The 22,541-nt window shown below is 44.0% G+C and carries 12 protein-coding genes; all 12 read left to right on the top strand.

Annotated elements, in window-relative coordinates; translation table 11 throughout:
- The first annotated feature begins 26 nt into the window (after positions 1–26).
- The 12 genes from A8708_RS36840 to A8708_RS15600 all read left to right on the top strand — a co-directional run bounded on the left by A8708_RS36840 (position 27) and on the right by A8708_RS15600 (position 22,516).
- Positions 27–3,497 carry a carbohydrate-binding protein gene (locus A8708_RS36840; protein ID WP_068664975.1) on the top strand — a complete coding sequence of 1,157 codons (3,471 nt, stop codon included), beginning with the start codon at positions 27–29 and terminating at the stop codon, positions 3,495–3,497.
- A 79-nt stretch (positions 3,498–3,576) separates the two neighbouring features.
- Complete coding sequence (locus A8708_RS15650) at positions 3,577–5,286, top strand: S-layer homology domain-containing protein (RefSeq protein ID WP_068664973.1); 1,710 nt, start codon at positions 3,577–3,579, stop codon at positions 5,284–5,286.
- Positions 5,287–5,396: 110 nt separating this feature from the next.
- Complete coding sequence (locus A8708_RS15645) at positions 5,397–8,999, top strand: family 43 glycosylhydrolase (protein ID WP_068664971.1); 3,603 nt, start codon at positions 5,397–5,399, stop codon at positions 8,997–8,999.
- A 21-nt stretch (positions 9,000–9,020) separates the two neighbouring features.
- The gene (locus A8708_RS15640; protein WP_068664969.1) at positions 9,021–9,224 is read left to right on the top strand and encodes a hypothetical protein; all 204 of its coding nucleotides are present in this window, start codon (positions 9,021–9,023) and stop codon (positions 9,222–9,224) included.
- Between the two features lie 271 nt (positions 9,225–9,495).
- Positions 9,496–12,186 (top strand): RICIN domain-containing protein, encoded by a 2,691-nt coding sequence (locus tag A8708_RS15635; RefSeq protein ID WP_068664967.1) that lies wholly within the window; start codon positions 9,496–9,498, stop codon positions 12,184–12,186.
- A gap of 323 nt (positions 12,187–12,509) precedes the next feature.
- Positions 12,510–14,186 carry a type 2 periplasmic-binding domain-containing protein gene (locus tag A8708_RS15630; protein WP_068664965.1) on the top strand — a complete coding sequence of 559 codons (1,677 nt, stop codon included), beginning with the start codon at positions 12,510–12,512 and terminating at the stop codon, positions 14,184–14,186.
- 70 nt (positions 14,187–14,256) lie between these two features.
- Positions 14,257–15,231 carry an ABC transporter permease gene (locus A8708_RS15625; protein WP_068664963.1) on the top strand — a complete coding sequence of 325 codons (975 nt, stop codon included), beginning with the start codon at positions 14,257–14,259 and terminating at the stop codon, positions 15,229–15,231.
- A gap of 13 nt (positions 15,232–15,244) precedes the next feature.
- Entirely contained in the window at positions 15,245–16,156 is a 912-nt protein-coding gene (locus A8708_RS15620; protein ID WP_068664961.1) for a carbohydrate ABC transporter permease, read from the top strand.
- A gap of 281 nt (positions 16,157–16,437) precedes the next feature.
- Entirely contained in the window at positions 16,438–17,955 is a 1,518-nt protein-coding gene (locus tag A8708_RS15615) for a response regulator (RefSeq protein ID WP_068664959.1), read from the top strand.
- A gap of 25 nt (positions 17,956–17,980) precedes the next feature.
- Positions 17,981–19,804, top strand: a complete 1,824-nt coding sequence (locus tag A8708_RS15610) for a sensor histidine kinase (protein ID WP_068664957.1) — start codon at positions 17,981–17,983, stop codon at positions 19,802–19,804.
- Positions 19,797–21,302 carry a response regulator transcription factor gene (locus A8708_RS15605; RefSeq protein WP_068664955.1) on the top strand — a complete coding sequence of 502 codons (1,506 nt, stop codon included), beginning with the start codon at positions 19,797–19,799 and terminating at the stop codon, positions 21,300–21,302. Before A8708_RS15610 ends, A8708_RS15605 begins: the two co-directional genes overlap by 8 nt.
- Positions 21,303–21,514: 212 nt before the next feature.
- On the top strand, positions 21,515–22,516 hold the full coding sequence (locus A8708_RS15600; protein WP_068664953.1) for an endo-1,4-beta-xylanase: 1,002 nt from the start codon (positions 21,515–21,517) through the stop codon (positions 22,514–22,516).
- The last annotated feature ends 25 nt before the right edge of the window (positions 22,517–22,541 follow it).

The raw sequence follows: 22,541 nt of genomic DNA, 5'->3' as shown, positions 1-22,541 counted from the left end.
CAATTCATGAAGGTGGAGGGTGTTCTATGAAGAAATTGAACAAAATGTTGGGGATGACGATGGCTCTAACTCTAGCATTTACATTAAGTCCAGTTATGGATAAGCAGGCAGCTGCTTCGACGCTTACGCCAGCGCTTGCCAAAACCCCGGGAAATAACAATCCGCTATTTTCGCAAAAATTTGGTGCCGATCCCTATGCTATGGTCTATAACGGCAGAGTGTATGTCTACATGACCAATGATGTGTTGGAGTACAATGCTGACGGGACAGTTAAGGATAACGGATACGGTAAGATTAATAAGATTACTGTTGTTTCGTCCGATGATATGGTGAACTGGACAGACCACGGGGAAATCCTTGCAGCAGGGCCACAAGGTGCGGCCAAATGGGCAAACAATTCCTGGGCGCCGGCTGCTGCACATAAAACGATAGATGGCAAGGAGAAGTTCTTCCTTTATTTTGCGGATAATGGAAGCGGTATTGGTGTGCTCACAGCGGATAGTCCGATCGGTCCATTTGTAGATCCGCTTGGAAAGCAATTGGTAAGTAGAAGTACGCCAGGAGCAAGTGATGTTACATGGCTATTTGACCCAGCGGTATTGGTCGATGACGATGGAAGTGGGTATTTATATTTCGGCGGTGGCATTCCTACGGGGAAAGATGCTGACCCGGGGACAGCACGCGTTGCGAAGCTTGGTACGGATATGATCAGTTTGGATCTTAGCGCTAGTGGCGGTTCTGTAAAACCTATTAACCCGCCGTGGTTGTTTGAAGATTCAGGAATCCACAAATACAACGGGAAATACTATTACTCTTATTGCACGAACTTCGCTAGTGGGCATCCGTCGGATATCCCTACAGGAGCCATTGGCTATATGGTAAGTGACAATCCTATGGGACCATTTACCTTTGTCAAAACAATCCTGCCAAACCCTGCTACGTTCTTTGGTGTTGGAGGTAATAACCACCATGCGATCTTCGAATTCAACAACCAGTGGTATGTTACCTACCACGCACAGACCGTTGCAAAGGCAATGGCTGAAAGCGGTATGTATCCTCAAATGGGTGGGCAACCGCATGGATACCGGAATACAAACATCAATAAGGTAAGTTTTGATGCAAACGGGGTTATTAATCCGATTACTGGCGATTACGCAGGAGTTCCGCAGTTGAAGAATTTCAATCCCTATACAAGGGTCGAAGCCGAAACGATTGGTTGGAACGGCGGAATATCTACTGAAACGACTACACAACCAGGAAGTATGGTAAGCGGTATTAACCTGGCTGTCAGCAGCATCCATGACGGGGACTGGACTGCAGTATCCAAAGTTGATTTTGGAGCTACAGGCGCAGGAACATTCAAAGCTAATGTTGCAAGCAGTTCGGGCGGCGGAAACATTGAACTTCATCTTGACAGTGCGACTGGCCCGTTAATCGGAACACTTCCCGTTTCCAACACAGGTGGGGACGATGTGTGGAAGTCCAAAACAACAAGTGTTTCAGGTGCTGCAGGAGTTCATGATGTATATATGGTATACACGGGAGCATCAACAGGTAATCTCTTCAAAGTAGATGCTTGGCAATTCGAGCAAAAGACTGCTGCTCATGATCTAGTTGCCATCAATGCATCCATTAATAAACAAAAGATTGATATTGTATCGGGAACCAATCAGGCAAACATAAAGGTTTCAGCCATATACGCGGATGGAACTAGTGCAGATGTTACTGCTCAGGCCGTTGCAACACCGGCACAAGGCGGTATTGTAAGCGTAAGCAACGGAGTTGTAACCGGAACAAGTTATGGTTCTACAAGCATTGACGTTAGCTATGGCGGAAAAACAGACACACTTACTATGCTTGTAAAAGACTTGAATAGTGAACTCACGGTGAAGAAGATTACCGTTGATAATGCTTCAGCTACGTTGGATTCTGGCAAAACTGCAAGCTTCAAAGTAACAGCAGAATATGTCGATGGACACACGGAAGATGTAACCAAAACTGCAACATATAGCAACCCAAGTCCTGCAATTGCTGATGTTGCGGGCGGTACAATAACGGCGAAAGCAAGCGGAACAACCAATGTTACGGTAAGCTTTAAGGGATCAGTAGGCGATACTGCCACAGCGCAGATTGCTGTAACTGTCAATACGCCTTCTGTTGTCGCCATTGAGGCCGAAACAGCAGCCGAAAACACAGTTAATGCCTATGTCTATGGCACCATAAGTGGTCACACTTGGTCACTTGTTGATGGACAATCCACGAAAGCAATGTTTTTCGGGCCTAATACGGCGTTTACTGCGTCAGGTACAGATGCAACTTCACTTGCAGCCAATTCCCGACTTGGCTATAAAGTCAACTTTCCAACTTCGGGAGCCTATAATGTTTGGGTACTTGTCAAGACGCTTGGCTACGATTCAGACTCCATCCACGTTGGATTAGATAATCAGTATAAATTCACCACTAACGGTATTGAGGGTCTCACTCTTGGTACTCAGTATAAATGGGCGAATATCAGTGGTTCTAGCGGCGGTATGTTTGGCGGAGCTGCTTTGAATGTTACCGCTGGCGTACATGAATTGAACTTCTGGGGAAGAGAAGACGGACTTGCCATTGACCGAATTTATCTAACGACAAGCAATGCTACCACAGACCCTGTCTGGCCTCAGCCACTAGTACCTACAGCTTCGATCTCAGCTGACAGCAGCGTGCAGCCTGGAAGCAGTTTTACGGTAGCCCTTAGTGCGGATAATGTGACACAAAGTGTTTATGCACAGGACATCACCATTTCATATGATCCCATTGTATTTGAATATGTGAGTGCGGCAAGTGCGAACAACAACATCCAGATCGTGACAGAAGATAAAGCTACAGTTGGAAAGGTTAGACTCATAACAGCAAATACCGGAGTTGGCATATCTGGCGTCAGTACACCGGTGCTGAATCTATCCTTCAAGGTGAAGGACGGTGTTCAGAACACAAGCGGAACGATCGCAGTTACACAAGCAAAGTTTGGTGTGGCACCAGAAGGAACCGTGATTGATGCAGCTCTTGGCAGTAAGAGCATTTCAGTAGGCGCAATTGCAGTGGTTAAGACAGCGTTAACAACAGCCATTACAAGTGCACAAAGTCTGTATGACGGTGCCGTCGTTGGTACAGCGGCTGGTCAATATCCACAAGCGACCAAGGATGCATTCGGTGCAGCTCTCGTTGCTGCAAAAGCTGTAAGAGACAGTGCAAGTGCGACACAATCCCAAGTTGATAGTAGCTTAGCAGCACTGAGCAGTGCAGTTGCGATCTTCAAGGAAGCTGTCATTAAATCTGCAGACCTTAATATGGATGGAAGCATCGATGTAGGTGATCTTGCAATCGTTGCTTACAATTACGGTAAGAATGTCAATAGCACAGACTGGACAACAGCTAAGAAGGCTGATATGAACAACGATAATAAGATCGATATTGTTGATCTTGCGTACGTGGCATCCAAGATACTTCAATAAGAGAACTACACAAATCTAAGAAAAGGGCGAGGGGAGACATCTGTCTCCCATTCGTTCCATATAAGGAGGGATCGTGAAAATGAAGCGTAATATTCAATTCTTCGTCCTTACTATGATGTTCATTGCCTCGCTATTACCATTATCAGTTGCAGCACAAGCAACGGATGAATTTGTATTGCGTTCTTCGACCACTAGCGTCAAGGTAGGAGACACCATTACCATGACCATTGCAGGTGGGGCACTTACAGACTTGTATGCTGCCGAGATGGAACTACAATATGATGAACAGGGACTGCTATATACGGGCTACTCCAGCAACTTGAGCAATCAGGCTTACGTACTTGCACCTAAAGTACAAGGTAACAAAATAGTGTTGGTGTTTACGTTAACAGGAAGCAAGCCGGGTCTAACAGGCCAAAAGGATTTATTTACGCTCTCTTTTAAAGCTTCCAGAGCAGGAGAAGCATCCGTTTCGCTAGGTTCTGTGACACCTGTCAATAGTCAGTTGGAAAAAACGGTTGGAAAGATGGGGAACGGAATTACGTTCTCGATCACTAACAATTCGAACACGGGCTCCAATTCCAGTTCAGGACAGGGGGGGACTCCGGCATCGCCGAGCGCCCCGGGTACATCTGTTTTGATACTCGATACTTTGCCAGCTAGTAATGGTGTTGCTTCTATAGATGTAGGATCACATGCTCTACTTGAAGCGGGCAAGAATTCCAAGGATGAATCGGTAACGATTAAAGTCAACTCAGGTTCTGACGTTAAGGAAATTCAATTGAATCTACCGGCGAAGCAGCTCCAACAGCTTAGGTCGGAATCAGGCGATGTAAAGAAAGTAAGGGTAGAGACGGATCTCGCTACAGTGTCTATTAATCGGGATGTTCTTGATGAAAGAACACTGTCGGAAACTTCCAAATTGCAATTAAGTATTGCAAAGGTAGACCCTGACAATTTTTCGCAGGAGATTAAGAAAGAAGTCGGAAGTTCGGTTGTGTACGATTTTAACTTGAGTTTAGATGGAAGTAAAATCACAACCTTTACTAAGAACAGTATCTTGATAGAAGTGCCGTATTCTTTAAAATTGGGTGAAAAACCTTATCAGGTAGTCATCTACTATATAACGGAGGACGGTAAGTTGGAAATTGTCAGGAATGGCAAATACAATGCCGTAACTGGCAAAGTAGAGTTTCAGCCAACCCACTTCAGCAAGTACACAGCTAACCATGTTCAGGTATCCTTTAGTGATATGGATGGTCATGCGTGGGCGAACGAGGCCGTTCTTGGCTTAGCAGCTCGTGAAGTCGTGAGCGGTAGAAGTGAAGGTCTGTTTACTCCCGATGGGGAGGTAACAAGAGCTGAATTCGTCGAAATGTTGATCCAACTCCTCGATCTGGCAGATTCCTCTGCCAAAGCATCGTTTACAGATGTTGATCCGGGGGCGTGGTACGCTAGCTCCATTGCTTCAGCGCAGAAGATCGGCCTCGTGCAGGGCAAGGATGACGGTAGTTTCGGTGTGAACGACCTGATCAGCCGAGAAGATATGGCGTTACTTATTTATCGGGCTTCGAAGATAAGTAATTCGAAGACTGTACAAGCTAATGGTGCAACTTTGGGCTTCCTTGATCAGGATCGGATCTCTGCGTATGCTAGGGATGCTATTCTAGCTGTTAAACAAGCCGGTTTAATGGACGGTGTGGCCGAGGGATATTTTGATCCAAAAGGAAAATCGACGAGAGCACAAGGAGCTACAGTCATCTACAGACTCTATCAAGCATTGAAATGATAGTAAAATAATGCATGGGTCCATGATGCTAGCCAGCAATTGCAACTGGACCCATAACGTTTGAAGTGAGCGTGTTGCCTTACTATATGCTCTGGTGAAAGGAGAGAAAAATGGATAAAGAAAGAACGAAATCAAAAGCAGCTGTAACAATTCCTCTTTGTCTTAGTCTTATTTTACCATCCATGTTTAGTTTTAATACAAGTATCGATGCTGCATCCCTACCTACAGTTCAGATTGATTATATGAATGAAAGGCAGGAAATCGACGGCTTTGGTGCATCCAACGCTTGGTCAACTGGGATTGTACAGAATCTAGCTAACCCAGCGCAGAAGGAAGTACTGGATGCACTTTTCAGTACATCGAAAGGCGCAGGACTTAGCATGGTAAGAAATAGGCTTCCTTATGATATCGTATCGGAGTCAGGCACATGGAATTGGAATAATTGGGATATTAACGGAACCGCATGGCTATTTAATAAAATAAAAGCCGATTACAGCGTAACTCGATTCTTCACTACACCATGGACACCACCTCCGTTTATGAAGACAGGCAACACAGGGACATACGGAGAGATCGGCGGGAAGCTGAGAACTGACCAATATCAGGCCTATGCAGATTTCTTAGCAGACTATGTAAATGGATTTAAAACGAATAAAGGAATTGATATCTCGGCAGTATCTATACAAAATGAACCAAACTGGGCACCAAACTATGAATCTAGCAGCTGGACGGGAGATGAATTTTATAGTTTTGTAAAGGGTTATCTCAAACCTATCTTTGCCCACAAAGGTGTGACTGCTAAGCTTATCATGCCAGAGGGATTAAATTTCAGCGAAGATCTGGCTGTTCCAACATTGAACGATGCCGCTAGCAGGGATCGCGTAGATATTATTGGTGTCCACCAATATGCCGTAAATCAGCAGGATCCCAATCTTGGCGCGAAGTGGTTGACTCAAACAAAGCTTTATAATAAGAAGTTATGGGTGACTGAAGCATCGATAGGTGAACCCAATGATCCAACCATTCATGATGGCATCTATTGGGCGAAAATGATCCATAAGGATATGACAGTCGCGGAAGTGAATGCTTTTAATTATTGGTGGCTTTGGAATAATACCAAAGACAGTGTAAATTCCATTGGGGATAAAGGCGCACTAATTACCTTTCATACGGATGATAATGGTGCCGTCAAAAGTTACGATTTGAATAAAAGACTATTTACACTTGGTCAGTACAGCAGATTTATCAGGCCAGGTTATCAAAGAGTCAATTCGGATGTAAGCCCAGCTACGGGTGTATACACAACAGCTTATAAAGATCCTGCCAATGGAAAGTTAGTTATTACAGCTATCAATGACAACGAAACTGACACTGCATTATCGTTTAACGTAAATGGTAAAGCAGTAAAGTCATATACGACTTACCGAACCTCATCTAGTGAGAATATTGCAAATGTAGGTGATACCACGGTAAATGGAAGTTCATTTTCAACCACGCTTAAGGGGAAGAGTGTTACAACTTTCTATGCAGACGTTTATACACCGACTGCCAAGAACCCAATCATATGGGGAGATGTGCCAGATGTTGATGTGATCAGAGTCAAGGATACGTATTATATGACCAGTACTACCATGCACATGAATCCAGGTGTTCCTATCATGATGTCCAAGGATCTCGTGAATTGGGAAATCGTCAATTATGTGTATGATATTCTTGCGTCTTCGGATAAACAAACGCTTTCAAATGGGCAGAACATTTACGGGAAAGGCTCATGGGCAAGCAGCATTAGGTATAATAATGGCAAGTTTTATATTGCATTTGCTTCGAACGATACAGGGAAAACGTATGTTTTTCAAACCACCGATATAGAAAAGGGACCCTGGGAGAAGTATGAGCTTGCCGGTGGCGTGTATCATGATATGTCGTTGCTATTTGATGATGACGGACGTGTATATATGGTATATGGCAGCGGAGCCATTAAGATTATTGAGCTTACTTCAGGAGCCACAGCGATTAAAGCCGGTGGAATGAATACAACAATTATTCAAAATGCTAGCGCTCCTGGAGGATCCGGCGGTCTTGGAGCTGAAGGCTCGCACATTTATAAAATAAATGGTAAGTATTACATCTTCCATATTTCATGGCCATCAGGGAATATTCGTACTGAATTAGTACACAGGGCGGATACCATAGATGGCACTTATGAAGGAAAGATTGCTGTAAGATCGGGTAGTACCTCCAACAGTGCCGGGGTAGCACAGGGGGGAATTGTTCAAGCCGTTGACGGTAACTGGTACGGTATGTTGTTCCAAGATTATGGATCTGTCGGACGTATACCTTACATTGTACCGATGACATGGAGCCAGGATGGGTGGCCTGTATTCGGTGATGTCAATGACACAGGAATTCCTGCTGTACTTTCAAAGTCCTGGGTATCATCGGATACCTTTGATCAGAGAACAGAGAAAGTTGGAGCATATCATACAGAGGTAGCAGGCGGAGAAAATGACTACAATGGATCCAATCTTGCTCTCATCTGGCAGTGGAACCATAATCCTGACAATAGATTCTGGTCTCTTACCGACAGACCAGGGTATCTAAGACTCACTACTGGAAGAATGAGCACCAGTATTCTTGATGCCAGAAATACGCTGACACAAAGAACCTTCGGACCCGAAAGTTCAGGAACCATTGCGATCGATGTTAGTCATATGAAAGACGGTGATTATGCGGGAATTTCCGCGTTCCAACAGAACTACGGGTTTGTGGGTGTTAAAATGTCCGGCACTACCAAATCGGTTGTTATGGTGAATGGAAGTTCAGGGTCAGCAATGGAAATAGCAAGTGTCCCACTCGCTCAGAATACCATTTATCTAAGGAGTGAATTGGATTATAAGAATAGGACAGATAAAGCAAATTTCTACTATAGTCTTGACGGTGAGCGTTGGGCATCCATAGGAAACACGCTTCAAATGTCATATACACTGCCGCATTTCATGGGCTACCGTTTTGCCCTATTCAATTATTCAACCCGGTTAACAGGTGGGTACGTCGACTTCGATAGTTTCAAAGTAGATGACAAATTGGTTGGATCCAGCTTTGATCCAATAGGACCGCAGCCAGTAGTACCTGCAACTGTACTTTCAGCAGCCAGCAGTGTGAACGCTGGAAGCAGCTTTACAGTAGACGTTAGCCTGAGCAATGCAGCACAAAGTGTGTATGCCCAGGACATCACCCTGTCTTATGATTCCAACGTATTTGACTATGTGGGTGCGGCAAGTGCCAATAACAACATCCAGATCGTATCCGAGGATAAAGCTATTCCTGGGAGAGTGAGGTTCATTACCGCTAATACGGGAGGAGGGATATCTGGAGCCAACACGCTGCTTCTGAATCTGACCTTCAAGGTAAAGCCCGGTGTTCAGAATACCAGTGGAACGATTGCGGCTACACAGGCCAAGCTTGGTGTGGCTCCAGAGGGAATCGTGATTCAAGCGGAGCTTGGCAGTAAGCGCATATCAGTGGAGCAGGTTATGAAGTCTGCAGACCTTAACAAGGATGGAAGCATCAATGTAGGTGACCTTGCGATGGTAGCTTACTATTATGGTAAGAATGCCACCGAAACAAATTGGGAAGCTGCCAAGATATCTGATATGAATAACGATAATAAGATCGATATTATGGATCTTGCGTATGTGGCATCCAAGATATAATTCTTTATGGGAGGGAATAGTATGATGGACATGGATAATATTATAAACAAGCATCAATATACCGTAACAGCCAGAGTGGATCCTAGCAACGCGAAAGGGCTCTTAGCCAAATTGCAGGATAAGTTAATAAGTGATAACCAGCTCACATCAGGGAATAGCCTATCTTTTACTGCTTATGCATGTATACAAGAGAATATCCTTGTTATCGCTGCTGATCAGAAATAATTTGAATTGGACGTTACTATTTAGGTCTCCTGATAATCAGGAGATTTTTTTGTTTTGGGTATGTCACGAAACAACAATGTCGATATTCCTACAAAATTCCTTCTGTCCGTAGTATTGTCTCTGTACGCATGTGTCGCGGGAATTTACAATGATCTCAGGAATGATACCGCTTACAATTAAGCGGAAAAAGAAAGGAGGCGATTCGAACAGAACGCTTAATTAGGACATAGCAAGACAGTTTCAGGATTTAAATCTGAGGAGGGATCAAAGTATGTTGTTAGATATTTGGTCAAAACAAAGAAAGTTATCCTTGCAAGCATTGCTTCTTGTCTTCGCTATCCTGATTGGCTTCATTACGGTTCCTGCACCGACATTTGCAGCTACACAAGCCCAATATTATATCTCGCCTAACGGTAGTGATAGCAATGCTGGAACGCTAGCTGCTCCTTTCAAAACTATACAGAAAGCTAGGGATGTCGTACGGACAATTAACGGAAGTATGACGGGCGATATCATCGTAAATCTACGTGGCGGGAACTATCCCGTGACGAGTTCTATTGATTTTACTTCTAGCGACTCCGGTACGAATGGCAATCGAATTATCTACCAAGCATATCCTAACGAAACTCCGATTCTAAATGCTGGCGTCCAAGTTACAGGCTGGTCGCAACACAGTGGGAATATATGGAAGGCGTCGCTTGCTCGAAGCAATAAATTGCGTGCGCTATACGTGGATGATAAGAGAGCTGTGATGGCTACGAAGACAGTTAGTTCCGCAGGATGCTACGGAACATATAGCATTACCTCCGGTCAAGCACCTTGGGCATGGGAAACGGGCTCACAATGTGATGGGGCTAAATACAGTCTGAGTGACTTCCCAGCGATAGCGTCCAACCAAGATGATATTGAGATCGAAACGCGGACGACCTGGACGACTTCTATTGTCGGAGTTCGCCAAGTGACTGTTAATGGTTCCAATCGTGTAGCGCTTTTCCAGCAGCCTGGCGCGGCAATAGCGCAGGGAGCTTTCAATGGCAACTTCCAGATCAACGGTAGCCACAAGCTCATGAACGCATATGAATTTCTGGATACTCCAGGTGAGTTTTATTTTGATAAAACTAGCCAAACCATCTACTATTATAAAAACTCTTCCGAGAACATGACGACGGCAACGGTTTTTGCCCCCAACAACGTAGAAACAATCCTTAATTTGAAGGGGTCCTCAACGAGTAATCATGTTCGCAATATCACGTTTTCCGGCATCACACTTTTGAATTCGGATTGGAACTTAGCCAATGTCGATGGATCCTCGTTCAAACAAGCGCAGCAAGGCAATCTAGTGAACACAGCTTATGCTAAAAAGAATTTTCATGACTATACGTATCGTAATTTGGACTTGATGCCGGGCATAGTGAAAATCGCGAATGCGGACGGAATACGCATGGAGAGAAATACCATTAAGCACACTGGAGCGGACGGTATTTCTTTGATTAATGATGTCAAAGACTCTCAATTGCTTGGCAATTTTATTAGCGATATTGGGGGATCTGCGATTAATGTGGGTCATCCGCAGCATGTCTATATTGGGGACTACACCTCTTCAAATCGTGAAAAGTTTACGGTTAGTTTAGAGAGCGTTTGTAAAAATATCGATATCAAAAACAATTATATTTATGATTCAGCAGTATTGTTCAACGGAAGCGCTGCCGTCTCTGGCTATTTCACAGATACACTTAACTTCCAACATAACGTCATTGAGAAAACGCCATGGGCAGGCATCTCTCTCGGTTGGGGATGGTGGAATTTTAACGGAACTTCCGGTTCCATTAGACCTGGGACACCAACTACGACAGCTCAAAACAATAGTATTAGTTATAACCAATTTATTGATACTGTGCAGATATTGGACGATACAGCTCCGATCTACACACTCGGAAGCCAGCCTAACACTGTAATCTCAAATAACTATATTAAAGGTGTTCCTTCCGGACATAAATACGGTATGCATCCGGATGAAGGCTCCGCATATATAACGATCCAGAATAACGTCTTGAATATTAATTCCGGGGTAACTTGGACGCTGAATTCCGATGATTTTGGCAGCAAGCACGACTTGACCTTCACTCAGAATTATGCGAACGTCAATAAAATCTCCAACTATAATCTTCCGAATAGCGTTATCAACGATGTTAGCACATATTCCGATAATGTATGGCCTGTTCAAGCCTATAATGTTGCAGTGAATGCGGGTGTTGAAGATGGATATAAGACCCTTGTTACACCTTCACGCGTTCCCCTTCAAGATTATGTTTTACCTGCGAGTGTGTTCGTATCCGGATCAACAAATATCGGCATACGATCTACCGGCGATGCGAGCAAATCCATCTGGCTTGCTCCATCGGGAACGACGAGTTTCACTGAAGGCGCATCTATGACGAAAGCGAATGGAAATGCAACATCCATTGCTGCTCCTCAGACAGGTGGCAATTACAAACTGTTCGTCATCGATGCTCAAGGCAATCGCTCATTGGAATCCGCTTCGCTTGTACGGGTGAACACTGGTTCATATGTCAGGATTCGCAATGCAGCTACCGGACTTTACATGGACGGAATGAGCACGACCACGAATGGCGCCGACGCTGCACAATGGAGCGCCAGCAACTCCAATGCCCAGCAATGGACAATCGAAACTTCGGGTAGTTATGTATTGATTAAAAACAGACAAACTGGACTATACCTTGATGGTATGGCTCGGACTGGAAATGGCGTCAATTGCGGACAATGGAGTTACAGTGGCAGCAGCAATCAACAATGGACCATGGAAACTTCCGGTAGCAATGTGCGGTTTAAAAACCGTCAGACTGGCTTGTACCTTGACGGTATGGGACGTACTAGCAACGGTTCAATTGTAGGACAGTGGAGCGACAGCACAAGCAGTAATCAGCAATGGCAGATTCAGTAATCTATTTTTGTTGAAAGATTAGTTGAAACATTGAAACCCAATAAGCGATATGTCCCTCTTAGGATGACATTGGCTTATTGGGTTTTTGGTAATATATAACTTTATTCAATCCTCCTATAAAGATTGTATTCGTATTCTTGACTTTGTTTAGTGTAAAATAGTGTCATAACTGAATAATAACGACTGTAATTCATAGGTGTAATATCTTTAGTCTGTGAATTGTAAGCGCATTCTTCGTGCGTATAATAAATAGTGTAAGCAAATAAATGACTGACCTATACAAACCTGCATCTTCATGGTGACAATAAGGGAGGATTAGAAACATGGTAAAGAAAATAAAACGTCCTGTTTTAGCAACTATGATACCTGTTTTGGCTTTAGGATTAACACTGGCAGGCTGCAGCGACTCGAAGGATGAGGCAAACGGCACTACTTCGCCAAGCGGAAGCCAGACGGCACCTGCGGCAACGCAAAGCGATGCCATTAAGCCAGTCACCTTGTCCTTATTTATAGACAGTCCTTATCAACAGCCGACGCCTGACAACAAGATCTACAAGATGATTAAGGAAAAGACGGGTGTTACCTTGAAAATGGAGTTTCTGGTTGGTGACCTTCAGCAGAAGCTGGGTGTCATGATAGCTGGTGGCGATTATGCAGATATTATGACAGGAAACGACAAATTAATTGCGGCGGGTGCTTTTGTACCTCTCGAGGATTTAATTGAAAAGTACGCCCCGAATTTAAAGAAACACTATGCAAGCGTGTGGAATCAGATGAAGGATCCTGCAAGCGGCCATTTATATGTCCTTCCCAATTACAATGTGTTCAGTGGCCAATTTAACGAAACTGCTTATGAAGGACCAGGTTTCTATTTGCAAAAGGATGTTCTCAAAGACATGGGCTATCCAACGCCTAAAACATTGGATGAGTATTTCGATATTATTGCAAAATACAAAGCAAAACACCCCGATATGATTGGGTTTGAGACACTGAACTTCGATTGGAGAAACTTCCCACTGCTGAATCCGCCAGAGCATTTGGCGGGTCACCCGAATGACGGCGGGGTTATTGTCGACAATGGGAAAGCGCAGATATTTGCAGATAAGGATATTGCCAAGACCTATTACAAGAAGCTAAATGAGATCAATGCGCAAGGCTTAATGGATAAAGAAGCTTTGGTGCAGAATTACGACCAGTATCTGGCGAAAATTGCTAGCGGACGTGTTATTGGAATGTTCGATCAACACTGGAATTTCGGTGATGGCGAACGTTCACTGATTTCACAGAATAAAATTGGCAGTACTTACGTCGGTTTCCCTCTCTTGTACCCAGGCGCCAAAGAGTACTATCGCGACCGTCCAGTACTGAACATCAATCGCGGATACGGGATTTCAACAAAAGCTAAGGATCCTGTTCAAATTATCAAATTCCTGGATTCACTAATGACGGAAGAGTGGCAGAAGACACTTCAATGGGGGATTCAAGGCGAGGATTATACAGTGAAGGATGGGAAGTATGCTCGTACGCCTGAACAACGGGCCAAAGCAGACGATAATACATGGAAGCTCGCCAATAAAGCGGAAGCATTCTTTGCTAACTCCCCTAAAATGCAAGGGACCTATAGTGACGGAAATGCAACAGATCCAGGCACACAGCCACAAGAATTCTTCGACAGCTTGAAGCCACTAGATCAAGAAGTATTGAAAGCGTATAACCATAAGACATGGGCCGAGTTTTTCAAAACACCAGTCGAGAATCCCGTATACTATCCAGCATGGAGTATTGATTTGGTAGATGGTTCACCTGCGAAAGTGGCCAATACGAAGATGACCGACCTTGCCGTCAAATATTTGCCGAAAGCCATTTTGGCCAAGCCGGATGATTTTGAAGGTGTATGGAAGGATTATGTCGATCAAATTTCCAAAAGCAACTACAAAGCCTACGAAGATCGTATTAATGATCAAATTAACTGGCGTATTAAGAACTGGAGCAGTAAATAAAGGATAGAACATACAGTGGAGTGGGGGAGACTCAGGTCTTCTCCGCTTTACTTCCTAGGAGGGAATGTCGATGGCCGATACCATACTGCCCAAAAAAGTAAAGAAAAAGCAAAAAATTGATCCGGAAATCGGCGTCGGTTTAAATTGGAAGACGGTAAGGAATCAGAAGCAGTTAATTATGATGTCTTTTCCCATCGTGATCTATGTTCTGATCTTCAATTATGTACCGATCTGGGGCTGGTTAATGGCGTTCCAAAATTATCGCCCTGCATTGCCATTTTCCAAACAGCAGTGGGTGGGACTGAAGCATTTTAAATTTCTATTTCAAGATGATACGTTCTTGACGGTGCTTCGCAACACGCTTGCTATGAGTATAATCAATTTGGTTTTAGGATTTGCAACAGCCATTCTACTAGCTCTATTGCTGAATGAGATCAAAGTTCGTTTCTGGAAGCGGTCTATCCAAACGATATCCTATCTGCCTCACTTTCTGTCGTGGATTATTGCTGCGGGAATCGTGGCAACTTCGTTATCGATTGATGATGGTATCGTTAACCAACTGTTAATGAAGTTGCATATCATCAAGGAACCAGTGATGTGGCTTAGTGAAGGGAAATATTTCTGGGGAATTGTGGGCTTGTCTAATGTGTGGAAAGAAGTGGGTTGGAATACCATCATTTACCTTGCAGCAATCACTTCAATTGATCCGTCCCTTTATGAGTCAGCCGGAATCGACGGTGCAAACCGTTATCAGAAGATCCTGTACGTCACACTTCCAGGGATCAAGTCAACTTTTATTATTCTATTGATTATGAACGTTGGGCACATTCTGGATGCAGGCTTTGAGATTCAATACCTGCTCGGCAACGGGTTAGTCGTCGACTGGTCGCAAACGATTGATATTTTCGTGCTTAAGTACGGTATTGCGCTAGGTAATTATTCGCTGGCAACTGCGGCAGGCATTTTCAAAACGGTTGTAAGCATAGTCCTTATTCTAATTGCAAATTCTACCGCCAAGCGACTTGGTGAAGAGCGGTTGATATAAAGGAGAATCGATGATGGGGACAACAACAGTTAGCAGAGCTCGAATTGAGCCTATTTTGTTCCATACGATAAATGGTATCTTCATGCTCCTTCTTGCTATAGTTACGCTTTATCCTTTCCTTCACACCTTAACGATTTCATTTAATGAAGGTAATGATGCGCTTCGTGGGGGCATTTATCTGTGGCCGAGATCCTGGTCATTGCAAAATTACAAAGCGATTTTCATTTCCGGTACGATTTATCATGCGGCATGGATTTCGGTAGCTCGGACACTTACAACAACCGTACTGGGTGTATTTCTCACCTCGATGCTTGCTTATACACTGGCCCAGCCCCAATATATTTTTCGTAAAATAATCGGTTTAATATTTGTGTTGACAATGTATTTCAATGCAGGGCTCATTCCTAATTATTTTCTGATTAAAAGTTTAGGACTGTTAAACAACTTCTGGGTATATGTTTTTCCAGGGTTGGTAAGTGCGTTTAATCTTATTGTCATTCGGACGTATATCCGTACCCTTCCATCTGGCTTGGTTGAGTCTGCGAAAATGGATGGAGCAGGTGATTTCACCGTATTCTTACGAATCATTCTCCCTCTGTGTACACCTGTACTTGCGACCATCGCCTTGTTTATTGCAGTTGGCTCTTGGAATTCCTGGTTCGATACCTTCCTATATGCCTCATCTGATTTGAAGTTGAGTACACTTCAATACGAAATGATGAAGTTGCTTGGCTCTACGATGAATAGCAACAATGATCCAGGTCTTCTGGCTGGAGCTAACACGAATCAAACCAAGGCCATGGTTACACCTGCGTCCATACGTGCGGCGATTACCATTGTGGCGGCGGTTCCAATTCTGTTCGTGTATCCTTTTCTACAAAGGTATTTTGTGGTCGGTATGAACCTTGGAAGCGTCAAAGAGTAAGACTAAGTAAGTGAATCCATACACATTCCCCGTTTCAGCTCGGTGCTGGGACGGTTTTTGCTTTTCCACATAAGAATTTATAAGTTTCCGAGGCTCGGGAATACAAATTCTTATTGGCAATAAAAACCACCATATATAGGGATCTTTGGTCGGAGACCAAAGTCTCTCCGCTAAACCGTGGTCGCTCATCTTCGAATGACTTTGATAGAAGTTTTTCTCATGTAAGTACATCTTATCCTTTATAATAGTTCATATCTACTTACTGAAATGAGGTGAATCCGATGTTAAGGGTCATGTTTGTGGATGACGAGCCATACATGCTAGAGGGATTGCGGTTGATGATGGATTGGAACAAACTTGGCTTTGAAATATGCGGAGAGGCAGCGGATGGTGAAGACGCATTGGTTGTAATGGCGTCAACCTTACCTCATTTGGTGCTGACGGACGTTCGAATGCCTGTTATAGATGGATTGGAATTGATTAAACAAGCGTCTAGCCTGTATCCAGAAATGAAATTTATTATCTTGAGTGGATACGCAGATTTTGAATATGCCAAAAAAGCGATGCGGTATGGCGTGGCCAATTATTTGATGAAGCCTTTACTTGAAGATGAGCTTATAGCTGCAGTTGAAGAGATCGCGAATACCATCAGGGAGCGCGAAGCACATCGCCAATATGAAAGCGCTGCTTTGGATTTCCTAAGGTTGGAAACGGTTTCGAATTTATTGCAAGGGGAAATTAAGCAGAAATGGATTGAGCAGGCGAACACCTTATTGAATCTGGATGAACGTTCTAGTTATCGCTGCGTTTTATTTGAACCTGACATTCAAGGTCAAGAACTCTTGGATTTGAGGCAAATGATTGCAGATAGGATTAAATGTACTCAAGCGATGATGCTTCCATTCGGAATAGGGAAAGAACGTCAGGGATTCATGCTAGTCACAGGACCCGAGGATCGCACTCTGTATTCCTTGATGTTACCAGAGGTTATGACCACTTTTAGACATAGGTGGGGCAGAACGATCTCCTTTTCGCTTAGTGGCGAACACAAGGGACTGCATGCATTAAAAGAAGCATTTCGTGAGGGACTTATGGCTGAGATGTGTAAGATTCCTACTGAAATTGAAGGAATCTATATCTATCAAGGGGAGTGGCAAGCAGATACGCTTCCTGCATTTGTTGGTATGACGGAATCGATTCTAGGTGCCGTAGGCAAGGGGTGCCCCGCAACGGTGAAAGCCCATGTACACCACTTATTCATCGCTTTAACGAAGCAGTCTGTTTCTGAGTCTTGGGTGAGTGCATGTTTGAGCAATATTCTGCTTGAAATTCAGAAGACGCTCTCGCAATTCGGTGGTAATCCTATGTGGGCTCCGAATTGGTCAACTCCCGCCACGCCAATGGATATGTGCCTCTTGGAACGCAAGGTAACACACGAAATTCTGTTAGCTGCGGAGTGGATTGGCCAAAAGAAAGGCGCAGGGCAGGATGAAGTCGTATCGGCAGCGGGTGAATATATTAAATCGCACTATAGGGAAAAGTTGCAGTTGCAGGTTGTTGCCGAGCATTTTAGGCTGAATGCCGCATACTTTGGGCAAAGGTTCAAGAAGCAAGTTGGCCTTACCTTTAATGAATATTTACATGTCGTACGTATTGATGAGGCCAAAAAAATACTTCGGCGTGAAGAACTTAAAATATCCGATGTCGCCGATCGCGTTGGGTATTCGGATGCTGAACAGTTCGTAACCAAGTTCAAGGCACTTACTGGCCTATTGCCCTCTGCTTACAAGAAGGGTTAACGTATGACTGACAAGGAGAGCGAATATGAGCCGGAAATGGAAACTGTTGCATAGTGTTAATGATATTCCCCTGAAATTCAAGTTTCTGATCATTTACCTCATGTGTGTGTTGCTACCGATACTATGTATAAATAGCTTGTTCTTCTTGCAGGATAGCAAAAATACCGAACGTAGAGAGATGGATAACTTAAGGATTTCTCTAGACAGGGTCGGTAATGAAATTATGCAAATGGTAAACTCAGGTGTCGTCATTGGCAATGCTGTTTCCGCGGATCGTACATTCAATGAGATGCTTGAATATTCGTACTCGGATAATGTTGCATATTACGAAGAATATGACAGCTACCTGCGGGACAAATTGGGGCAGTATCCGAATATTTATCCTTACATCTCTTGGATTGGCGTATATACTTCGAATCCAACGCTCTCTAACGGTGGAAGTTACTTTATGCTGAAGCCCGATGATCTGCGGAGTGAATGGTATCAGAAGATGAACGAGAAGAGGGATAAGGTGACAGTGACCTCCTACTTGGATACCAATCCCATGAATCCTGAAGAGAAATTGGTCTATGTCAGCATCATTCGCAAGTTGGACAATTTCCCTGACCTTATGAAATTCTCCAAATATTTGCGTATCGATATTCGTATGGATAAGCTGCTGGAGCTGTTTGATAAAGAGCATAATTATTTGTTAATTAAGCTCGTGGATGAGGAAAATCGGCTTGTTCTGGAATCGGCAGGTGCGTTTAAAGGAAGTGACCCCTTGCTGCCTACCTTGGCTGTGACAAAGGATTTCCAGTTGACTGGTTTGCCTGAGAGGAGCTTTGTCATCCCGCTAAGTAATGCAAGTTATGTAATTAATTGGCGTTTGGTTGGAATTCCAGAGGGAAGTCGGATCGCGGAGGAGAGAAAAGGGGTAATCCACTTCTTCATCTGGTTAACGCTTATAAGTACGATCATTCCCACGGTATTAATTTACATTATTATGCACTCTTTCAATTTCCGGGTAAGAAAGCTATCCAAACACATGCAGTTGGTGAAAAACGAGAGGTTTGAACCCATTACGATGTATGAGGGGAAAGATGAGATCGGTCACCTGCTTCGCAGTTTTAATTTGATGACAGAGAAAATTCGCAATTTAATTAACGATGTGTATAAACTCGAAATTCAGAAAAAAGACTTGGAGCTAGAACGTGTACAGGCTGAGTTGAATTATTTGCAAAGCCAAGTTGACCCTCATTTCTTATTCAATACGTTGAACGCGATACTTGTCGTATGCAAGAAATATCGTTATGAGCATGTGATAGAGATTATTCAAAATTTGTCTCAAATTTTGAGAAGGCTGTTAAGCTGGAAAGAGGATCTGGTAACGGTAGAAGAAGAGTTAAGTTTCACAGACATGTACCTTCAGATCGAGAAGTTCAGATTTCAGGATCGGTTTCACTATGAATTGTCCGTTGACGATTCTGTTCTGTCGTATCGGATTCCGAAGATGAGTATTCAATCCCTGGTTGAGAATTCATGCAAGCATGGCCTTCAATCCGTGAAGGGAAATAGAAGAATTCGGATAACGGTAGAGAAAGCAGGGATGAATATGCTCATGAAAGTTGAAGACAACGGAATCGGCATGAACAGCGCGAAACTGGATGAAATTGTTCAAAGTTTGTATAAGGGGGAAGACAACGGCAAGAACATTGGACTTCGCAATGTGTATCGCCGTTTAAATCTGTTTTATGCAGAACGCTCCCTGTTCCAAGTGGAAAGCATCCCCTTCGAGAAAACAAGTATAACCATACAAATTCCTCTGAGTCTCCTAAAGAAACAGGAGGTGATTTCCCCGCATGTATAAAGTTATTTTGGTAGACGACGAGCCTTTCGCTTTGGAGGGCATCAAGCTCATGGTCGAATGGGAAGAGCTAGGCTTTGAAATCGTAGCCATGTGCGAGAATGGCGAAGAAGCCTTGGCTTGCATTGAGGCCTGCAAGCCTAATCTCATAGTGACAGATATTCGGATGCCGGTAATTGACGGATTAGAATTAATCGATCGGGTGCAAACGGCGGGTTACGATCCCATATTCATTATTTTAAGCGGCTACAATGATTTTGAATATGCTCGGTCCGCGCTAAGGTATGGGGTAAAGCATTATCTGCTTAAACCGGCTTTGGATAGGGAATGGGAGGCTGTCATTCAATTAGTTATTGAAGAGTTGCAACACCAAGAACAGCAAAGAGTACGTCAAGATCTCGTTGCCGACCGTCTAGTACCGACTCTCCTTGCTCAGTTGCTGCGAGGGGAAATATCGGTAACAGACGTGAACGTAGGGGAGATGTTGGATCCCTTGGCACAAGGAGAACATGGTTGGAGATATATGCATGTCGAATGGCTTAGCGGCTCAGAACAAGAGCTGGATGATCGTTACTTCCCCTCGCGAAAAGCATATGCAATCGACTTATTCGGGAGCCAAAACGGGCTTGTTATAGCGTCATTCCCTGAGATCCAGCAATGGGCCCAAGGCGTATTCGAAGACCTAAGAGACCAAGGCATTGAATGCTGCCTTTCAATTGGACCACAGGTGGACTCCCTCCGAGATATAGCAGATTCATACGCAGGTGCGCTAGAGACGTCCGTGCATCATTTCTTTCATATGTCCGGTGGTCCACTTCATTACGATAAGATTCATCACAATCCCATTAGCTATGATCTTCATGCGGTTTCTATCGTCGATGATATTCAAAGTGCCCTTGAGGCGCTTCAGGATAAGCGGGTTGAGGATCTGATTAAGCAAATGTTTGTCATCCTGTTTGCTAACAAAACTGCTCGGGAAGTCGTTCATTTGCTGGTCATACGCATTGTTATGAAGAGCGCTGCTGTCATGCGGGAGATGGGTATTGATTCAGAGGGGCTGCCACGTGTTCGCGATTTTTTGAGAAGAGAGCATCGTTCCCTGCAGGAAGTAGAGGAGTCCTTGCAGACGTATGTACAGCAGTATATGAGCCAGTTGAAGCAGTATAAAGAGAAGTTCTCCGGTCACCCCCTTCGCGTTATTGAGCGTTATATCCAGGAGCATTACCGGGAAGCGCTGACGATTAAAGATATCGGTGAACGGTTCTTCATGAACCCAGTTTACTTAGGCCAAGCGTTTATGAAGAGAAACGGTGTAGGCATCATCGAGTATATTCATGACCTGCGGATTACCGCGGCGAAGCGTATGCTATGCGAAACGGATGAAACGATTCGTCTAATTGCGGAGCAGATTGGATACGTTCACTATCATCATTTCCTCAAAGAGTTTGAGAAACGTGTGTCTGAGAAACCCGGTGTGTTCAGACAGTTAAGCAAAGCATAATGGATGTCAATGAAAGACGTGTATTTCTTTTCTAAGAAATATACGTCTTTTTGCTAGGAGTGCGACTGCGTACGTCGCTTACCCTCTTATACGATTTTTAAGAAAAGGGGGGAGAGTTCTTTAATCTGTGAATGGTAAGTGTAGTCAGATTCTATATCATATAACTTAGAAAGCCTGTTTAAACAGGAGATGATGAGGAGGTTTATCCATCTATGAACATAAAGGTACCGAGTTTACACGAGGCATATCAGGGGATATTCAGAATCGGGGCTGCTGTTAGCACGAAGACCATCCGATCCGATGGAAACTTCATCGCCCAGCATTATAACAGCGTGACAGCGGAGAATCAAATGAAGTTCGGGGAGATCCATCCAGAGGAAGAGAAGTACACATTTGAGGCAGCGGATGAGATCATGGATTTCGCAATGCAGAACGGTATTGCCGTTCGGGGGCATACGTTGGTTTGGCATAATCAAACTTCTAATTGGGTGTTTGATGACCCATCTGGCGGTATAGCTAGCAAAGAAATGGTGCTTATGCGGATGAGGGAGCATATTCGTACGGTCGTCGGTCGATATAAGGGCAAGGTGTATGCGTGGGACGTCGTTAATGAAGCGATAGAAGACAAAGCAGACCTCGTGATGCGAAACACCCAGTGGTTGGAGATTGTTGGTGAGGATTACATTCGCCTTGCCTTCGAGGCCGCACATGATGCCGATCCGAATGCACGACTGTTTTATAACGACTACAACGAGACAGAACCGATTAAGCGGGATAAGATTTATAACCTGGTTCGTTCCTTGAAGGATAAGGGGACCCCGATCCATGGAATCGGCATGCAGGGACATTGGAATATCTACGGTCCTTCCTTGGATGAAATTCGTCAAGCCATAGAGCTTTACGCATCCCTTGATCTAGAGCTTCACATTACCGAGTTGGATCTATCCATGTTTCATTTTGAAGATAGTCGGACTGATCTTGTGGTACCTACTGAACAAATGGTAGAGCTGCAGGAGCAACGATATGTAGATATCTTCAGGCTATTTAAAGAATATCAGGATGTCATTACGTCGGTAACGTTCTGGGGAGCTGCTGACAACTATACCTGGTTGGACAACTTCCCTGTTCGGGGCCGAAAGAATTGGCCCTTTCTATTCGATAAGGAATTTCAGCCTAAGAAGGCATTTTGGCGTGTAATTGGGGAGGTAAACTGAGCGAAATGGTCAAGGGCACCTTCGA

Origin of the sequence: Paenibacillus oryzisoli (assembly GCF_001653565.1) — a bacterium.
GTDB lineage: Bacteria > Bacillota > Bacilli > Paenibacillales > NBRC-103111 > Paenibacillus_E > Paenibacillus_E oryzisoli.
The sequence above is the reverse complement of the archived record's forward strand: the minus strand, read 5'-3'. Positions and strand labels throughout refer to the sequence as shown.

Bases quoted from the DNA above. Each gene is read 5' to 3' on its own strand.
- A8708_RS15635 (WP_068664967.1), top strand. From the start codon at position 9,496: ATGTTGTTAGATATTTGGTCAAAACAAAGAAAGTTATCCTTGCAAGCA.
- A8708_RS36840 (WP_068664975.1), top strand. From the start codon at position 27: ATGAAGAAATTGAACAAAATGTTGGGGATGACGATGGCTCTAACTCTA.
- A8708_RS15650 (WP_068664973.1), top strand. From the start codon at position 3,577: ATGAAGCGTAATATTCAATTCTTCGTCCTTACTATGATGTTCATTGCC.
- A8708_RS15610 (WP_068664957.1), top strand. From the start codon at position 17,981: ATGAGCCGGAAATGGAAACTGTTGCATAGTGTTAATGATATTCCCCTG.
- A8708_RS15600 (WP_068664953.1), top strand. From the start codon at position 21,515: ATGAACATAAAGGTACCGAGTTTACACGAGGCATATCAGGGGATATTC.
- A8708_RS15615 (WP_068664959.1), top strand. From the start codon at position 16,438: ATGTTAAGGGTCATGTTTGTGGATGACGAGCCATACATGCTAGAGGGA.
- A8708_RS15630 (WP_068664965.1), top strand. From the start codon at position 12,510: ATGGTAAAGAAAATAAAACGTCCTGTTTTAGCAACTATGATACCTGTT.
- A8708_RS15640 (WP_068664969.1), top strand. From the start codon at position 9,021: ATGATGGACATGGATAATATTATAAACAAGCATCAATATACCGTAACA.
- A8708_RS15605 (WP_068664955.1), top strand. From the start codon at position 19,797: ATGTATAAAGTTATTTTGGTAGACGACGAGCCTTTCGCTTTGGAGGGC.
- A8708_RS15645 (WP_068664971.1), top strand. From the start codon at position 5,397: ATGGATAAAGAAAGAACGAAATCAAAAGCAGCTGTAACAATTCCTCTT.
- A8708_RS15625 (WP_068664963.1), top strand. From the start codon at position 14,257: ATGGCCGATACCATACTGCCCAAAAAAGTAAAGAAAAAGCAAAAAATT.
- A8708_RS15620 (WP_068664961.1), top strand. From the start codon at position 15,245: ATGGGGACAACAACAGTTAGCAGAGCTCGAATTGAGCCTATTTTGTTC.